We start from the raw sequence: 15,325 nt of genomic DNA, 5'->3' as shown, positions 1-15,325 counted from the left end.
GTTTTTTCGGTAAGTCGATATATTCGAAAAATCGCGGATATAATTTCATTCACCATAAAATCACAGGACATCTGCCTCTTATAAAGGAATATATATATTCAAAAGGAGGCGGATTGATATGAAAAGGGTAATGTACGTTGTATTATTACTCAGCTTTGTCATCGGAATGACAGCGTGTAACAGTGGATCGCCCTCAAGTCGTACAATTTTGTCTATCGGAAAACCAGCGGAGGATAATGTTATATATTTTACGCATACAGATAACAAACGAAAGATACATGATATACAAGACATGTTTCAAAATAAGAAGTGGAAAAGAAATGAAACATTCAGCACTGTTAATAAAACGCCAGATGTCGTCTTATCAATAGATGAAAACAACAAAGGGTTACCGACGTTATATGTTACCGTGTATTTTCATGAAAATGGAGCGGACGCGATCAACTTGTTTGGAGAGCATACGACGTTAAATAAAGAGGAACTTAATAAACTTAGAGAAAAGATGAATGCATATTATCCTAAAATGATTTCTGGTCTAGTTTCATAAATTACTTGCAAACAAAATCCCCTTATTCTTCCAAAGTAAACTAAGAGTAGGTGATCTGTCTATATGCAGTTAATAGAATATCACTTGCCACTTTAATTTTCTTTTAATATAATTAATTTAGAATTTTTAAATATTCTAAATTTTATAAAGGTGGGGTTTTTGTGAATCTCGTTCAATCTTTGGCTGAAACGGCAAAAAAGAAGGGGGATAAACCGGCTTATATATTTATGGATCAGTCGGTCTCATATGACCAATTAAACAAAATGGTCACAAGGTTTTCTGGCAATTTAGCAGAAATGGGCATTGGAAAAGGGGACAATGTCGCATTAGTTGTTGGGAACTCACCACATTTTTTGGTCGGTTTATACGGAACAATGAAAGCCGGAGCAACTGTTATTCCAGTTAATCCAATTTATACAGCAGACGAAATGCATTACATTTTACAAAATGGAGATGTAAAAACAATCATCGTACTCGACGTCCTTCTACCTGTTATACAATCTCTTACAACAAGACTTCCTTCATTAGAAAACATCATCATATGCGAAACCTCATCAGATTTTAACCATACAGAAACCGAAAAAATGAAAACGTTTACTAGTTTTGTGGGGGCTGGAGATTTACAATACGAAGGCCCTGAACTAGATGAAGAGGATGTAGCGGTTATCCTATACACTTCAGGTACAACTGGAAAACCGAAAGGCGCTATGCTCACACATAAAAATTTATATAGTAATGCGAATGATGTTGCGTCTTATTTACAATTTACTGCTGACGATCGCGTCGTTGCGGCACTGCCAATGTTCCATGTATTCTGTTTAACAGTTGCGGTAAATGCACCGATTGTGAACGGAGCAACGATTTTAATGTTACCGAAATTTAGTCCGAAAGAAGTATTCCGTATTTGTCGTACGTACGAACCAACGATCTTTGCTGGCGTACCGACGATGTACAATTATTTATATTTATTTGAAGAAGCAAGCGCAGAAGATGTGAAGACGCTTCGCCTTTGTATTTCCGGTGGTGCATCGATGCCTGTTGCTCTTCTGCAAAACTTTGAAAAACGTTTTAACGTTATTGTTTCAGAAGGATACGGTTTATCAGAAGCATCACCAGTTACTTGTTTCAACCCGCTAGATCGTCCTCGTAAACCAGGATCAATTGGCACAAATATTTGGCATGTAGAAAATAAAATTGTAAATGAACTTGGGGAAGAAGTACCTGTCGGCGCAGTCGGCGAATTAATCGTTCGCGGACCTAACGTTATGAAAGGATACTATAATGCACCAGAAGATACAGCTGCGACATTGAAAGACGGCTGGCTATATACAGGTGACTTAGCGAAAATGGATGAAGAAGGTTACTTCTATATCGTTGATCGTAAAAAAGATATCGTCCTAGTTGGCGGTTATAACGTATATCCTCGTGAAGTAGAAGAAGTATTATATACGCACCAATCAGTAGCTGAAGTTGTTGTAATCGGTGTTCCTGATGAAAACTTAGGAGAAGCTGTGCGAGCGTACGTCGTTTTGAAGCAAGCAAACGTAACAGAAGAAGAACTAATGCATTACTGTACGTTACATTTAGCGAAATATAAAGTGCCGAAAAGCATTGAGTTTTTAATAGAATTACCGAAGAATACGACGGGTAAATTGTTAAGAAGAGCATTGAGAGAGAAAGCGATGCAAGTGTAATGAAGAAAAGGTCTCCTAAAATATATTTTAGGAGACCTTTTCTTTGTTTATCGTAATAACTTTTTCTCATATGAAATGTAGTAGGAAGTTTGTATATATAATAGCGGAGCGTGTTCAAATAACTATTTGGTACTAGTAGTAATGAAGATATTCTTCCTACTTTCTTACATGAAATTTTTAATTTTGGATATTTGTATCATATGTTTCTGCAACAAACACAAAGTCTACATGCTCTTTATCAATAAAAATACTTGTTTTAGATGGAAGACCTGTTATGGTAGAAACAATATCAACCTCAACAAGGTCAAATCCTACACGATAAGCATCTGCAATTTCAATTCCACCAGTTAGAAAATGCAATCCATCCCCAAATGACTTAAATACAAATACATTTTCTTTCAAACTTTTATTATCCATTTCAATCCATTCTTCGTTAATATAAATCTTAAATGTCGTGCACTTTGGAACACACTCGATGTGATGTATCCCTTTATAACTATTAAGCGAAAACATATAGGTATGAGTTTCTTTAAAGTTAATATCTATCCCGTATTTAAAAGCAAAGGTTTTATATACCATTTCATAAAACAATGGCATTACAATATCATCCCATGCGTCATAGGCAAAAGCATGAATTGGTATTAGATGAGGATATAAACTTACAATCGCTTTTTGAAAATTAAGTAAGATGGTTGTATCTGTAATTTCTTTTAAAGAATCATCTATTTCATGGTCATAATCTTTCGAAATTCTGTTATCAATCATATGAAAAACTCCTTACATAGTCTTCTATATACTACGTTTTTCCGCATCATCAGTTTGTGCCTTCTTCAACTAAATTGCAAGTTTAACCGATGATTCCAAAAAAGCCCTTGTTTTATTTTATCAATTGTTAAATGTATTTATCTTTAAACTTCAATACGAAGATTAAACATGAAGGTGCGGGCGGAAAAGTAACAGAAACAAACTTTGTATATGACCCCATTAACCAATTATTAAATGAAGCACTACCAAACGGAACAACTAAATCATACACATATGATGGATTTGGAAACCGTACAAGTGTGAAAGTTGTAGAGAATGGAAAAGAAACAAAATCTATAGCGGCAACATTTAATGAAGGAAATCAACTTGTAAAATTCGGAAACGAATCGTTAACGTATGATGCGAATGGAAATCGTACGTCTGATGGAAAGTATAAGTATACATGGAATGAAGACGACCAAATTGTAGCGATTACAAAACAAGGTGAGAGCAATGCATTCGCAATTTATAAGTATGACGAGGATAATCGTCGTATTGAAAAGAGTGTAAATGGTCAAGTAACACGTTATTTCTATGATGGAGACAGCATTAACCCATTATATGAGACAGATTGGTAGTGGAAATGTTCTTCGTCAATATGTATACTCGACAAGTGGCGTACGACTAGCCATGAAATCAAAAGGACAAACATTATATTACCACTACAACCCACGTGGTGATGTCGTTGCGATGACAGATCAAAATAGAGAAGTTGTAGCAACGTATGAATATGATTCATGGGGTAACGTATTAAAAAGCGACGCAAAAGGTATCGCCGCAGATAATCCGTTTGGATATGCGGGATACATGTATGATAAAGAGATCGGCATGTATTATCTAATTGCGCGTTATTATAATCCAGATCATGGTGTGTTCTTATCGGTGGATCCTGATCCGGGTGATGAAGATGATCCGGTTACAATGAATGGGTATACTTATGGTGATAATAATCCAGTAATGTTGATAGATCCAGATGGTAATATACCTGTTGCTCCACTTGTAATAGCGGGTGCAAGGATGGCTGCCCCTCATATAGCACGTTATGCAGCAAAACAAGCAGCAAAACAAGCAGCAAGAAAAGCGAAAAAAAGAGCTACATTAGCAGCTAATAAAAGAGCAGGAGCAAGGGCTGAGGAACTTGCAAAATCGGCATTAAAGAAAAAGGGATATGATGTATTAGGAAGTCAAGTTAGTGTTCGTACTTCTAAAGGTATTAGAAGGGTTGATCATTTAGTTAGAACACCTCGTGGCAAATTACTGGCGGTAGAAGTTAAAGCTGGTAATGCTAGAGGAACTGCGATGCAGTTAAAAAAGGATAAGCTAATGAGGAAACAGGGAGGAAAGATTATAGGGAAGAATGCCCCTCGTAGATTGAAAGACCAAGTTCGTAAAATACGAACCGTTGTTGTCACCCCTAAGTAAGGAGGATAGTTATTATGAATAAAAAAGAACTAAAATTAAAGTTATTGCAAGGTCTAGGTGAAGCATTAAAAGAAAACGGTTATAAGACTAGAACTACACAACAAGACCTGGTGAAAAAATTTGATAAAGGAAAAATCAGTATACATTTAGCCTTTATCAATCACCCAGAAGATTTTCATGTGACGGTGGATGTGGGAATTCGGTTTGACGAATTAGAAAATATGAAAAATCAATGGGATGAAGGTTTAACAATTAAAGAGAAAAAGGAAACCTATACGATTGGGGTTGAGTTAGGGAATTTAGTCCATAGGGAGCAAAAAAGGTGGCGTGTTGAAAAGGAAGAAGATATTTTACCTGTTACTATGGATATTTTAAAAGAAGTTAAGGAATACTTCATTCCATATATTGATAAGTATGTAGATGTGGAAAATGTATTTGATTTATGTGTAAGAGATGATGATGAGGCTGGATTAATAGGGACAATATTTGATGGGGCTCGAGCAAAAAATGCTATTGGATTAGCCTTGTTATTAAATAAAGAAGAGATGTTAGAACAAATCATTGAGAAAAAGAAAGAGTATTTAAAGACGAGGGATAAATTTGAATTGGAGTTATTTGAAAACTTTCTTTCTAATATGAATCTAGGATAAACAAGGTTAGTTATTCATTTTCGTGAGTATAGTGGGGTTAATTGTTTATATCTGGTTTTTCTGGCTGGAAAAACATTAAACTCTAGATTTTCTATTAATTATAAATATTAGTAGCCCCTAGAAGGAAACATTCGACGTTTTTATGATTAGACATAAACTTCGAATGTAACTTATAGGGGTTTTTATTTACAGGTTTTATAATGCTGGAAAGTCCATATCGAATTTTAGTGCCTGCGAGTGATGATGGTGCACTGTAACCTTGAGCAGTAGCGATAGACTTAGCCTTTAATAGCAAAACCCCCACAGAGTTTAGTCAACTTACCTTTTTAAAGAGTGTATCAAAGAATTATTTATTTTTATAAATTAAATGATTAAGAACCATTATTTCGATTATGAAAAAGAAGTATTATTATAAAATGCTAGAGAGACGCTTTTTATTAATTTAATTTATTTGAGTTCAATTATATTATGTGAAATAGGAGTGAGAATTTTGTTCCAAACGATAATTTACGATAAAGCTAAATATCATTATGAAGGAGATTTCCCACAAGAACTACCGATGGAGCAAGCATTTGTACATACTGGAATGTTCTTAGGTTGGATTATTGATAATAATTTATTTAGTGATGAATTCTTAGAAGAGACTGAAGAGGAAATTAATAAATTTAAGCTTAGAAAAATGACTGGAACTCAAGTTTATATGTTCTGGGATGGGGTTTTAAGCGATGACATGTTAAATGATGAAGGGAATCAATTTGCAATAGATTATTTTGATTTTGAAAAAGGTTTATATTTAGATGATTATGATGATGTATTTTTAGAGTGTGATACATTATATCAAGTGCAAGATACTTGGGAAAATTACTTTAAATTAAAAGAAGTGATTGATATTAGGTATACAGAATGGAAAAAACTTAAAAATAACGGGTAAAGAGGACTTTAAGTAATGGAATATTTTTTGTTCCAAATGAAGGTTTATTATATGCTGTAGAAAAAGGAGAGAAATAATGAAATTCCCAAAAGATGAAGATGGACAAGTATTAAATATGTTATATAAACAAGGTATAGATTTTAATAAAAAACATATAGTAGATTTCTTTATTGCAATTCCTGATCAAGGTAATGGAGAAAAAATAATTGGCAGACTACAAGAGCTGGGCTTAAATTGTGAATTAGATTATAATGAAGAATTTGAAGATTGGACATGTACTTGTTCTAAAGAAATGTTCTTAATTTATGAGGATATTGTAGAGATGCAAAAGGAATTGAATAAACTGGGTGAAGAGTTTGGTGGATATACAGATGGTTGGGGTGCATTTGTGTAATGTTGAATTTATTTATCGTGATAAAATAAATTAGACGGAGTAAAGAAACTATTTACGGAAAGAAGGGCTTATATAAGTTCTTCTTTCTTTGTATATATTAAGATATCTTAGTGATAGAAACGTATATGATATGTGGGCGGGGGGCTATTGGTAAAAGCCCGATTGGTAAGGGCTAATTAAAGTTTCACTTTATATAGGTTTTGAGAGAGTAAGATATAAGATATATTGTTTGTAGTGGAGATCTTGAATGAAGGGAGCGTGTGATAATTGGCAATGACGGATGAACAATTCGAGAATTATCTTGTTATGTGTTATGACAAATTAGAAAGTAAACAGCAAAAATTCATTTCGGATTATAATATCTATAACTTTGATGAGTATTGGTATGATCAAGATCAATGTATATTACAGTTTAAAAAAAATGGTCAAGTATTACTTGAATTTAGTGTTGTTTTTATAGGTTCTTGGTCTGAAAAGAGTAACAGTTGGATGTGGTCTTGGGTTAATGAGAATGTGGCTGATTATGCAAGAAGTAAGTCTAACTGTTTGAAAGATTTACAAAAGATTACAGGAAGTGAGGTTTTTATAAATCCACTTTTTGAATGCGATCAAGAAATGGCGTATGAGCTAGCAGCCTTTTCCATTGAATATTTAGATGCAGAAGGAGTGTATATAGCACCAGGTGAGAGAAGTGATGTATTTATGGCTGTTATGTCACCGCGTGCGTTGTGAGTAAGCATATTAAAAATATAGATAAGGTAGAATGAAAAAGGAGTACAGTTTAATAAATTAATAAAAGGTATCATAGGTCCCTGATGCCATGGTGATAAATTTAAAGGAGTGAATTATATTGCTTGAAGTAAAGTTTTACGATTGGAAAAAAAAACGTCCTAAAAAACATTATTTGCTTGTACATGAAATTAGAATTTTTGAGCTAATTTTCTCAAAGAAAGTTAGCGAGTTTGAGATGGGATTAAGAGAGATTGAAAAAGTAACTGTCTTTTGTTTAGCTAACGAAAACACTGATATTTCATATGAAGTAAATAGAGCTTTGGGTGAAATTCGTATATATGTTCCATATGATTTTATGGACTTTTTAGCATTAAATTCAGTTGAAGAGAAATACAAAGAGTTTTGCAAATTAGTACGCCAATATGTTGTCCCTGGACTTGAAGAAAACTCTACTCTTTCATCATCTGTTGTTAAAGGGTATATAGAGGAATCTTTAGATGAAATTGTGAAGCAAAACTATGAAGGAATATTTTTAGTTGGGAAGACACCTAAGAAAAGCCCAAGCCGTAAGAGGATAGCGATATTAAAAGGAATTCATCGTGTTAAAGGTTTCCAACTACGATGTGAAGTGTATGATGAAAAGGGATTAAAGATTCGAGATCAACTATTGGTGGAAGAAGTAGGAAATGAAATGGTGTATGCAAGATTTTTGGGTACCTTAAAATGGGAAAGTGAAAATCTAATAGTAGTTCAATCTAAATCCAGTAGTTGGAAAGAAGAAATCTATCTTTAATAACAAGGTTGTATAGTAGAAAGAGGGTTGTAGAGCATAAATGAATTTTTTTCGAAAAAATAAATTAAGTGACATTCAGAAAAAATACTATGAACATTTTGGAGAGCCGATTCAATTTGTTAATTATTATAGCCGCGGATCGGTTATGTATTTTCAAACGGATGATAGGCTTTATTATGTTAATTTACTGAATGTATGAGGTGATAAATGTGAATGAACGTCTAAAGAAAATTGCAATGTTAAGAGAAAAGGTAGAGGAAAAGGCTACTAGAGAAAAGTTTTTAATGTTATGTCCGTCTATAAAAGAATTTGAGATTATTAGCGGGAAGAAAATTGCTTCATTAGTAAACTTTTTAATTGATGAAACACCGAATCCTATCAAAGTTATGAGTGAATTAAATGCTGAACAAGTTATCAATGAAATAAAAGAATTTGAACGTGAATTAACTAGTTTATTGTCTAAGAAGATTATTGTATGGTATGCACATGAAAATTGGGACTTTGGTGTGCAATTAGAATTAGAAGATTTCATGTTATATACAAAAGAAGTATTACATTTCATTGGATATGACGATGCTCAAAGAGGATTAATTTATTCTAGCCTTATTGTAGTAGATGAAGCAATGAGAAGTGCTTTTTCTTTTCTAAAGAATGAGTATAATGTCGAGATAGTACTATGGAAAGAAAGCTGAGTGTATTAGAGTGTTTTAAAACAAATTGGATGAATGGTTGAATTTATTATTAGAAGAAGTGGTGCGTGGTTTAGTGTGATAGAAAGAAAAAGAGAGTCTTCAAGGGATATGTATAAGAGAGTAAAGGAGAGGAAATATGTCTTTTTATAAAAAGGAAATAAAAGGGGATAAATTGATTATAAGTGACGAAAGCATTGATATTTTAATGGATGCTTTTCAAAATAAAGGTGAAGAGATGCCTAAAAATATATCATGGAATTTCATAGCGACGGTATTACTCGCGGGATCTTATTATGAATAAGTAAAAAAACGAAGAGTCTAAATAGTCCCTTCGTTTTTTTACTTATTTTTTCTCTACTAACTTTTTATTCTTCCAATCTAGTGTGAACAATTTATTAAATGTTTTTTGATCAACGTCTTTTACGTTGTTTCCAACCCAGTTTGCAGTTCCGAATGTGAAGCCTGGACGAAGTTGGTAGTCGTCGGCGTGTTTTGTATAAGCGACTTGTAAGTTAGATTGATCTGTATTTTTTTCAGAGATAACAACAGCAATCATACCAGGAGAGAAACCGCTATTTGTTAATGCTGGAAGTTGATCCATCGGTATTAAATTACCTTTTGCATCAGATTCATATAAGTATGTGCGAGAGTACATGAACAGTTGGTTTCCGTATAAAGAATGGTAGGAATCACGTGTGTAAATACCCCAGTTTTGATTGTTATATCCGTTAAAGAATACGTTCCATTTTACGTTTTTGTTTGTTTGGTCAATTAAATTTGTTTTATAACTAGTTTGTTTATAGCTTACAGAGTCCGACCAAGTGACTTGACCAGTTGCACCCGCTTCAGCGCTAGGGCCATTAGGCGTTACAGAAGCTTTAACAGAGCCACCAAGTTGATAAGATACGCTAGATGTTACAGTCGTTTCTTCTACAGCATTTGTAGGTGCTACGTTAAAGAAACGAGCGCTGTTATCTTGAAGGTTAAATGCAACATCATATTGTGAAGGATAACGTAATGTTGCACTAGCGCCAGGGATTGGGTAGTTATCAATAGGTGCATCACTTATAGTAGGATTTGCTTTTAGAAAACTACCAGTTGTATTAATAACGGCAATCTGTTTATCAGCGCTAGGGTCATCGATAAAAGTTACCTTTAAAGACATTGTCATATTATCAGCTTGATCATTATTAAATGTATTATAGCTCGTATGTGTTTTTGCATTTTGCCCGATATCTGTTACAACTTGTGACGTCGTTTGTGCGTAAGCAGCAGGTGTTGAAAGAGTTACAGCGCTACTAGCAAAAACAGCGGATAATGCTAAACATTTTAAGTATGTTTTAGAGCGTTTCATACAATCACTTCCTTTTATCTTTGTCGATATATGTCGTATTTCGTTTATATCGTAACATGAAAATAAAACGGAAGGGATAGTTATGCATAATTGCATAGGTGAGTTTTGGATAGTGAAATTTTATGAATCCTTCTCAAGGGAATCGCCGCTGTATTGTTTATATATTCCTCCTCATCAACTCCCCAACTTGCGTCGCAACAAACGCAACATCACTATCAATTTCATCCAATACGTACGATTCCAAAATGCCCATTACAGCTGTTCCTAAAAATTTTAAGACGATATGTTTATCGATGTTTTTATTTACTGATGTGTTTGTGTTTAATTTTTTTTCTATTTCACCCATGATGAAAGTTAGTAATTTTTTTTGAAATGATAATGTACTGTTACTTCTAAATAGTGCCGCGAAAAATGGTTTGTGCTCTTTGAAGTATTCAAACCATATAACAGTTCCTTCTATATAACCTTTGTTTTGTTTCTCATAGCATATTTCTTTTAGTTGGTCTAAATGATCATCCACAATTTTATCTAATAAATTGTACTTATCTAGATAGTGTAAGTAAAAAGTTTTTCGCCCGATGTTTGCTTTTTCTGTAATGTTTTTTACTGTAATTTCGTCAAAACCATCTGTAATTAACATCTCTATAAATGTGGATTGAATGGCTTTTTGTGATTTTATAATTCTTCTATCGATTTTCTCCATATGGTGTTCCTCCGTTGTTGATACACATATTTCGTTACGTGTGTATTATCACCCAAATGCGTAAATGTGGTCATTGAAACAAGTGGTTGCTCGCTTTATTATAAATATACACGTGAGTAATAACTCTCACAAGTGTAAAATTAAAAATAAGATAAGGGTGGTTTTATATATGGCAGTTACGAAGAAAAATGTAAGATTTTATGCAAGAGGTTTACAAGTTGCAGGTATTTTGAACATTCCTGAAGGTGCTGAGGAAAAGAAACAAAATGCAGCGATTGTTTGTGTGCATCCAGGTAGTAGCTGTAAAGATCAAACAGCAGGATTGTATGCCGAGAAGTTAGCGGAACAAGGATATGTAACGCTTGCGTTTGATGCATCATATCAAGGTGAAAGTGAAGGTGCGCCGAGGTATATTGAAGAGCCAGCTGCGCGAGTTGAGGATATTCGCTCAGCAGTAGATTATGTAACTACCCTTCCTTATATAGATGAAGAACGTATCGGTGTGTTAGGCGTGTGTGCAGGTGGTGGTTATGCAGTAAATGCTGCGATGACAGAGCGCCGCATTAAAGCGGTTGGCACAGTTGTTGGTGCAAATATTGGCCGATTAAATCGTGAAGCTGATCCAATTGGGGTGTTAGAGGCGATTGGTAAACAACGTACTGCTGAAGCACGCGGAGCAGAGGAACTGATTACAAATTGGATTCCTAAAAATCAGGAAGAGTTAGTAGCAGCGGGTATGACGGATATAGATATTGTAGAAGCAGTTGAGTATTACACAACGCCGCGAGGTCAAAGTGTGAACTCGCCAAATAAGTTAAACTTTACGAGTATGGGATCCGTAATCGGTTTTGATGCGTTCCATTTAGCAGATACGTTATTAACGCAGCCGCTGCAAATTATTGTCGGCAGTAAGCAAGGCGCATTCGGTTCTTATAAAGATGGTCATGAGCTGTATGAGAAAGCAGCTTCAGAGAAAAAAGATTTACTTGTTGTGGAAGGTGCGAGTCATTACGATTTATACGACCAACCAGAACCAGTAAGAATTGCAGTTGAAAAATTAACAAGTTTTTATAAAGAGCATTTGTAAAAACAATGTTGATATAAATGGTGCCTATAGTTGTTAGATACAAGTCTAACAACTATAGGTTTTTACTATGATGAGCGAAGTGCTTAATATTTACGTTATAAGTGCATAACAAGTTATAATAGAAGAAATCAATAAGGAGGCTGGCTGTGAAGAATCTTCGTTATCTCAATATATTTACCATATTAATTATATACACACTACTTATGTTTTACATTGGCTGGAACGGATGGGTTTGGCTTCATGCGGTATTTGGCTGGGAATCTTGGGGATATTATGCTTTCATAGTTGCATTTATTTCATATGCGTACATTCTCGTGCAAGTGTTTAAGTTTTTGCCATTTCTGCGAACGATAGGTTCGATTTGGTTTGCGGTTATACAATATGCGCTTATGTTGTTGCCATTAGCTGATATTATGGTCTTTCTTTTACAGTTTTCAGTAGAGAAAGAAGCGGCAATTATTTGGACAGGGGCGGCTGTGATAGCTGCATTTATCTTTATCTTTGCGTATGGAGTATTTAATGCGTATAGTCCGGTAGTAAGAAAGTACGAGGTGCACATACCGAAAAAGGTAGAGGGGCGTAAAAGTTTACGCATTGCGATGGCTTCTGATATGCATTTCGGTAAACTGTCTGGCGTTTCGCATTTAAAAAGACTTGTTCGTCATGTAAATGAGATGGAACCTGATATTATTTTACTGCCAGGTGATATTATCGATGATCATCCAGGTGTGTTCATTCAAAAGAATATGGGACCGATCATGAAACAAATGAAAGCTCCATTAGGCGTATATGGCGTTTTAGGAAACCATGAATACTACGGCAGAGCAGTTCCAGAGTTTTTACAAGAGATGGATAAGATTGATATTCGTATTCTTTTAGATGAAGTGATTACAATTGAAGATGACTTTTATCTCGTTGGAAGAAGAGATAAAACAGAGCGAGATCGCCAAAGCTTTGAACAATTAATGAGTACGGTAGATAAATTGATGCCTGTTATCGCAATGGATCACCAGCCATTTGAGTTGAAACAAGCAGCAGCGGCAGGTGTAGATTTATTATTATCCGGTCATACGCACCGCGGACAAATGGCGCCCAATCATATTGTAACGAGAAGAATGTACGAGCTAGACTGGGGATACGCACAAAAAGGCGCGTTCCACGCAATTGTTTCTTCTGGATTTGGATTTTGGGGACCACCGCTTAGACTTGGTAGTAGGTCGGAGATTGTGCAGGTAGAAGTTACATTTGAATAGGGGTTATGAAATAGAGAGCTGATGGCTCTCTATTTTTTCAATAAAAACAAATAACAATAAATATTTATGTTGGTGCTAATTTCATAAAAGAGACTCGATTAAAATAAAGGGGGATTGTAAGTGATCATATCAGATGTACTATACGGAGAATTTGAAGTGGATCAAGTAGTAGAAGAATTAATTTTAAGTAAGTCTGTGCAAAGACTAAAGGGAATTCATCAAGCAGGCGCAAGTTACTTAATGAACGAGAAATGGAATGTAACTCGCTTTGAGCATTCAGTGGGTGTTATGTTATTAGTGAAAAAACTAGGTGGTTCAGTAGAAGAACAGATTGCTGGTTTACTACATGACGTATCACATACTGCTTTTTCCCACGTGATTGATTACGTTTTTGATAATAAAGATGAAAGTTATCATGAAGAGATATTTAGTTCTGTTGTGAAAAACTCAGAAATTCCAGCGATCCTTGCGAAGCATGGTTATAACTATGAAGATATTTTATTAGATGATTCGAAGTGGACGTTACTGGAAAGATCAGCGCCCGAATTATGCGCAGATCGAGTGGATTATACATTACGAGATATGTATACATATGGTTATATTTCTTTAGAAGAAGTTCACAGTTTTTTAGAGGATGTCATTGCAGTAGAGAAGAGAATGGTTCTTCAAAGTATCGAAATGGCAGAGTGGTTTACAGAAACGTATTACAAAGAAGTAATTGATTTCTTTATGCAACCAATGAATATTTACGGAAATGATATGTTAGCGAAAACGTTAAAGGTAGCTCTTCATAAAAGGATTATTCATGCAGATGATTTTCTTCTTGAAGATGATGAGCTTATTTCGAAATTACAGCAATGTAATGACCCCGAAGTAGAAGTTTTATTAAGCAAAGTTCATCCAAATATAAAAGTAAAAGAAGATAGAAACGATTATGATTTACATCAGAAAAATAAAGTGCGTCTTATTGATCCGCCGTTACTTTGTGAAGATGAAGTTATTCACTCGTCTGTTGTGTCAGAAAGCATAAGACAGATGAATGATATTGCTTATGAAAAAGCGGTGAGAGGGATGTATGTGAAATTGATTTCGGAATAAAAAAGAAGTAGCGCATCTTTTTTAGAGCGCTACTTCTTTTTTATTAATTATTAAACCAATTCCAAATCTCAATATCTCCAAGAGTCGCATAACGTACGTGCGGGGAGTTTTGTAATTTTAATAACTCTTTCGACGGGCCAGTAATGACAATGCCGTATACTTTTACGCCATTCTCTTTTACATATTGATAACGTTTATCTAAGTTTAGTTCTTTCTCAGAAAGCGCTGCTATTTTGCTTACCGTTTTTTTATGGATAGAAAGGACGCGCATCATTTCGGTTACTTTGTCTTCTTGCGTTTTCTGCCCGTCAGTTTCATTATCGAGGAATCTTACATTTTCTGGAAACCCTATAGCTTCTCCGCCATGTAGGATATAGTTATCTACATTTTTTCTTTCTTGCCCTGTATCTAAAGCGTACCATACAGGAGTTGGAGGGAGTTCTTGTGCCTCAAATATACTATATAAAAGCGGTTCTAATTCTTTTAAAGTGTAAGCTTTATCAAAAGAAATTGCTACTTCTGCAACGGTTCCATCATGTACTTTTGCAAGTGTATCCCATACTTTTTTTGATGAATCCTTTAAATAATCACCCTGCTCTGTTTTTGGATGAACAAAGAAGAGTTTTGGTTGATAGAACGGATTCATCCAAGTTCGCTTCGTAACATCTACAGATGATAAGAAGCTTTTTGTTTCTATTGTACCGAGGGGGATTTCTTTTTTACCCACGGTTCGTACTAAATCAAATTGGCTATTCGTACGGAAAAAAGCTTCTACACTTGTTCCGCCTCCCATAACACGGCTATTTGGGATCGTTGCTTCAAGTGTAAGCGAAGGAACCTCTCTAATTTCTTCTAGCCTTTTATCATTATTAGCTTGAAAATAAAAGGCTGATAATACCCCGCCGATTATATAGATAACGATGCAAATTGATAATATAAAACCAAACGTTTGTAAACGATGTTTCCACTTAATTCTCCAAAAAGGAACTTTAAAATCTTTTGGAGGTAACTTTTTCTTAATTGGTTCTGTCTTTGTTAACAGCTCATCTAAGTAAGCTTCACACGCTTCACATGACTCAATATGACTTTCTAACAGTTCTTGTTCATCATGCGTGAGTGTTCCGTTTTCGTACTTCTCCCATAGTTTTTTAAATGCTGCACAACCCATCTG

General features: G+C 34.7%; 16 protein-coding genes and 1 pseudogene. 13 read left to right on the top strand and 4 right to left on the bottom strand.

Annotation, left to right across the window (positions count from 1 at the left end):
• Positions 1 to 118: 118 nt before the first annotated feature.
• Both ACLBXA_RS12255 and ACLBXA_RS12250 read left to right on the top strand, forming a co-directional pair.
• Positions 119 to 547 (top strand): hypothetical protein, encoded by a 429-nt coding sequence (locus ACLBXA_RS12255; RefSeq protein ID WP_000832633.1) that lies wholly within the window; start codon positions 119 to 121, stop codon positions 545 to 547.
• Positions 548 to 708: 161 nt separating this feature from the next.
• Complete coding sequence (locus tag ACLBXA_RS12250) at positions 709 to 2,241, top strand: fatty acid--CoA ligase family protein (protein WP_001055145.1); 1,533 nt, start codon at positions 709 to 711, stop codon at positions 2,239 to 2,241.
• 177 nt (positions 2,242 to 2,418) lie between these two features.
• On the opposite strand, the gene ACLBXA_RS12245 is transcribed toward ACLBXA_RS12250, so the two are convergent.
• Complete coding sequence (locus ACLBXA_RS12245; protein WP_000566763.1) at positions 2,419 to 3,006, bottom strand: hypothetical protein; 588 nt, start codon at positions 3,004 to 3,006, stop codon at positions 2,419 to 2,421.
• Between the two features lie 155 nt (positions 3,007 to 3,161).
• Here ACLBXA_RS12245 and ACLBXA_RS12240 point away from each other — a divergent pair.
• From ACLBXA_RS12240 to ACLBXA_RS12205, 8 genes and pseudogenes are all read left to right on the top strand, one after another.
• Positions 3,162 to 4,467, top strand: a pseudogene (locus ACLBXA_RS12240) (RHS repeat-associated core domain-containing protein); the annotation flags it as partial.
• A gap of 14 nt (positions 4,468 to 4,481) precedes the next feature.
• On the top strand, positions 4,482 to 5,117 hold the full coding sequence (locus ACLBXA_RS12235; RefSeq protein ID WP_017762899.1) for a DUF4304 domain-containing protein: 636 nt from the start codon (positions 4,482 to 4,484) through the stop codon (positions 5,115 to 5,117).
• Positions 5,118 to 5,607: 490 nt separating this feature from the next.
• Positions 5,608 to 6,048: a DUF7832 domain-containing protein gene (locus ACLBXA_RS12230; protein WP_000487868.1), complete on the top strand. Its 441-nt coding sequence runs from the start codon at positions 5,608 to 5,610 to the stop codon at positions 6,046 to 6,048.
• Between the two features lie 76 nt (positions 6,049 to 6,124).
• Positions 6,125 to 6,442, top strand: a complete 318-nt coding sequence (locus tag ACLBXA_RS12225) for a ribonuclease E inhibitor RraB (RefSeq protein WP_000671650.1) — start codon at positions 6,125 to 6,127, stop codon at positions 6,440 to 6,442.
• 267 nt (positions 6,443 to 6,709) lie between these two features.
• Positions 6,710 to 7,174: a DUF6882 domain-containing protein gene (locus tag ACLBXA_RS12220; RefSeq protein WP_017762900.1), complete on the top strand. Its 465-nt coding sequence runs from the start codon at positions 6,710 to 6,712 to the stop codon at positions 7,172 to 7,174.
• A gap of 118 nt (positions 7,175 to 7,292) precedes the next feature.
• Positions 7,293 to 7,967, top strand: a complete 675-nt coding sequence (locus ACLBXA_RS12215) for a hypothetical protein (protein ID WP_000895167.1) — start codon at positions 7,293 to 7,295, stop codon at positions 7,965 to 7,967.
• A 209-nt stretch (positions 7,968 to 8,176) separates the two neighbouring features.
• A complete protein-coding gene (locus tag ACLBXA_RS12210; RefSeq protein WP_001005736.1) occupies positions 8,177 to 8,659 on the top strand; it encodes a hypothetical protein in 483 nt (160 codons plus the stop codon).
• 136 nt (positions 8,660 to 8,795) lie between these two features.
• Positions 8,796 to 8,960, top strand: coding sequence for a hypothetical protein (locus ACLBXA_RS12205; RefSeq protein WP_000011711.1), 165 nt, complete (start codon positions 8,796 to 8,798; stop codon positions 8,958 to 8,960).
• 42 nt (positions 8,961 to 9,002) lie between these two features.
• On the opposite strand, the gene cytK2 is transcribed toward ACLBXA_RS12205, so the two are convergent.
• Positions 9,003 to 10,013, bottom strand: a complete 1,011-nt coding sequence (cytK2, locus tag ACLBXA_RS12200; RefSeq protein ID WP_017762901.1) for a beta-channel forming cytolysin CytK2 — start codon at positions 10,011 to 10,013, stop codon at positions 9,003 to 9,005.
• Positions 10,014 to 10,170: 157 nt separating this feature from the next.
• Positions 10,171 to 10,716 (bottom strand): TetR/AcrR family transcriptional regulator C-terminal domain-containing protein, encoded by a 546-nt coding sequence (locus tag ACLBXA_RS12195; protein ID WP_086398432.1) that lies wholly within the window; start codon positions 10,714 to 10,716, stop codon positions 10,171 to 10,173.
• A gap of 169 nt (positions 10,717 to 10,885) precedes the next feature.
• Between ACLBXA_RS12195 and ACLBXA_RS12190 the strand changes: the two genes are divergently transcribed.
• The 3 genes from ACLBXA_RS12190 (at position 10,886) to ACLBXA_RS12180 (ending at position 14,154) form a co-directional block, all read left to right on the top strand.
• Positions 10,886 to 11,803 (top strand): alpha/beta hydrolase, encoded by a 918-nt coding sequence (locus ACLBXA_RS12190; RefSeq protein WP_000301546.1) that lies wholly within the window; start codon positions 10,886 to 10,888, stop codon positions 11,801 to 11,803.
• A 146-nt stretch (positions 11,804 to 11,949) separates the two neighbouring features.
• Complete coding sequence (locus ACLBXA_RS12185; RefSeq protein ID WP_063675083.1) at positions 11,950 to 13,056, top strand: metallophosphoesterase; 1,107 nt, start codon at positions 11,950 to 11,952, stop codon at positions 13,054 to 13,056.
• A gap of 120 nt (positions 13,057 to 13,176) precedes the next feature.
• A complete protein-coding gene (locus tag ACLBXA_RS12180) occupies positions 13,177 to 14,154 on the top strand; it encodes an HD domain-containing protein (protein ID WP_081143837.1) in 978 nt (325 codons plus the stop codon).
• Between the two features lie 43 nt (positions 14,155 to 14,197).
• Here the strand turns inward: ACLBXA_RS12180 and ACLBXA_RS12175 are convergent, their stop codons facing one another.
• Positions 14,198 to 15,322, bottom strand: coding sequence for an anti-sigma factor (locus tag ACLBXA_RS12175; protein ID WP_098900024.1), 1,125 nt, complete (start codon positions 15,320 to 15,322; stop codon positions 14,198 to 14,200).
• Between the last annotated feature and the right edge of the window lie 3 nt (positions 15,323 to 15,325).

This window comes from Bacillus sp. D48C (genome assembly GCF_053345735.1).
Note: the sequence above shows the minus strand (reverse complement) of the source record. Positions and strands in the feature narration are given on the sequence as shown.